General features: G+C 36.0%; 2 protein-coding genes. Both read right to left on the bottom strand.

Features of this window, described 5'->3' with window-relative positions:
• Window positions 1-43 precede the first annotated feature (43 nt).
• Window positions 44-802, bottom strand: coding sequence for an IS21-like element helper ATPase IstB (gene istB / locus EM808_RS28310; RefSeq protein WP_127743141.1), 759 nt, complete (start codon window positions 800-802; stop codon window positions 44-46).
• A complete protein-coding gene (gene istA / locus EM808_RS28305; protein WP_127743139.1) occupies window positions 802-2091 on the bottom strand; it encodes an IS21 family transposase in 1290 nt (429 codons plus the stop codon). Before istA ends, istB begins: the two co-directional genes overlap by 1 nt.
• Between the last annotated feature and the right edge of the window lie 92 nt (window positions 2092-2183).

Here is a 2183-nt window from a genome sequence, read left to right as displayed (position 1 = left end):
AACATAAATATGTACATTTTCGCTCGTTTAAGGATGTACAAAATCACTTGTTTTCTTGCGCTAAATGATCCTTTAAACGGTAGGAATTTCCCACCATTGTCACAACTTTCGCATGGTGTAAAATTCGATCTAAGATGGCATTTGCCAACTTAGGCTCCTGAAATACTTCATCCCATGCCTTAAAGTTTACGTTCGTCGTTAAGATGGTACTTCGCTTCTCATACCGCATATCAATCAGCTGAAAAAATAACTTCGCATCTTCTTGATCAATGGGTAAATAACCAATCTCATCAATGATTAATAGTTTATATTTTGTATAATGCTTTAGACGAGCTACTAAGCGGTTCTCCAATCGTGCTCGTCTTAAATTCTGAATTAATTCATGGCACTTAATGAAATAGGTGCTTGTCCTTTTCTTGGCCGCCGCAATCCCTATTGCAGTGGCCAAGTGTGTTTTCCCAACACCACTTGGTCCTAAGAAGACAATATTCTCATTCTCTTCTATAAAGCGAAAGGTTAAGAAATCTTGAATCTGCTGCTGATTGACGGATGTTTGGAAAGTAAAATCAAAATCCTTTATTTCTTTCATGTGTGGAAAAGCAGCTACCTTTACCATGGACTGCATCATATTTTGTTCGCGCACATCAATTTCATAGTTTGTTAACTTAATTAACATATCGATAAATGACATTTGGTTCTGGACCCCAAAATCAACTACTTCATTTAAATGTAAGGTCATTTGCTTCAGTTTCAAATACTGCAGGTTTCTTAATAACTGTTGATAATTAGTAGATGGATTCATTATTTATACACTTCTCCAATCGTTGCTAAATTTTTCTTTGCCAAATCATCGATTTCAGGATAGTTATAGTAAGGCGCTGAAACAGCCAAACTTGCTTTGTAATGTGCCTCTTGATAATTTAGCTTCGCTTTGCTGATTGGATGCTGTGCAATGAGTTTCATGTTATAATAAATCCATAAATAGTTATCGTACACTTGTAAACCTACATTCTTCCCTTGATATTCTGGTGGTACGGAGTACTGGTTTGATTTGTAGGAGATCATGTTGGATGCATTGACCTTTACTTGTGTATGCTTAATGCGATAGGAATCTCTTACTTTTTCAGTTGGTAGCTGGAGTAAGTGGTTCCTTTCTTTTTTAAATTCAATGATCGGGATTTTCCCTGTCCCTTGGTGAATCTGACGATTCACTCGGTTGGCTAAATCCAGTATAAATTGTTGCAGCTCCTCTAATGTGAATTGACCTTGATAGGCATGTATTTCGTCTAACAATTTCATTGTCGTTTCTATTTTCCCCTTTGTCCTTGGGCGTCCAGCGATACAAGCTTTTACTTTAAAACCAAAGTCTTTTGCGAATTGCTCAAACTTCGCATTTACTTTACCTGAAGAATGTTCTGTTCTTGCTTCATCCATCACTGTTTTCATATTATCTGTAAGGAGTTCCGCAGGAACACCTCCAAGCGTTTCAAAAACTTCTGTTAGAAAGGAAAACAATGTACTTTGTGACTTTGAGATACTCATGTAGAATACTCGTAATCTTGAGGTCGATAGAATGAGTGCAGCTACATTTATCTCGATCTGTTTACCATCTTTTGTTTCATATCGGATATTCTCCTTCCAATCTAATTGAGCTTGCTTACCTAGGGGAGTTTCATAACGAACAGTCCCATTGGGAGAAGCAATACGTTTATCTTCTCTAAAGTAAGCATTAAATTCGGGTATGCGTGCAATATAAGCACGAAAGGTCGAAGCACCGCATTCTAATCCATGATTATCCTTTAAGTACTGCCAAAGTATCCTCCGATAATAAAACACCTGTTTAGAATCCTCTGATAAAAGAGCAGCGATTACTTCATAGTATTCATCAATCTTTGAAGACTTTTTCCGTGTCCTCTTAGGAACAAAACCATTTAAGTATTTGTCAACTGTTCGGCGGTCTACCCTTAATTCCTTTGCCAATTTACTCTTATTAATTTTCATTTTCATATGCTCCATTATTTGTTTAAATTTTGGTAAGTCTGAAAGACTATTAATCTCAAAATCAACATCGACATTAAATGATATATACATAGCTAGTCACCTCAAGACTAGTATGTAAAATGAAAGCAACTTTGTACATATTTATTCAAGCATTACTGTACATATTTAAAATAGCATTTCTA

Origin of the sequence: Niallia taxi (genome assembly GCF_004005475.1) — a bacterium.
Lineage (GTDB): Bacteria > Bacillota > Bacilli > Bacillales > Cytobacillaceae > Niallia > Niallia taxi.
The sequence above is the reverse complement of the archived record's forward strand: the minus strand, read 5'-3'. Positions and strand labels throughout refer to the sequence as shown.

Bases quoted from the DNA above. Each gene is read 5' to 3' on its own strand.
- istB (WP_127743141.1), bottom strand. From the start codon at position 802: ATGAATCCATCTACTAATTATCAACAGTTATTAAGAAACCTGCAGTAT.
- istA (WP_127743139.1), bottom strand. From the start codon at position 2,091: ATGTATATATCATTTAATGTCGATGTTGATTTTGAGATTAATAGTCTT.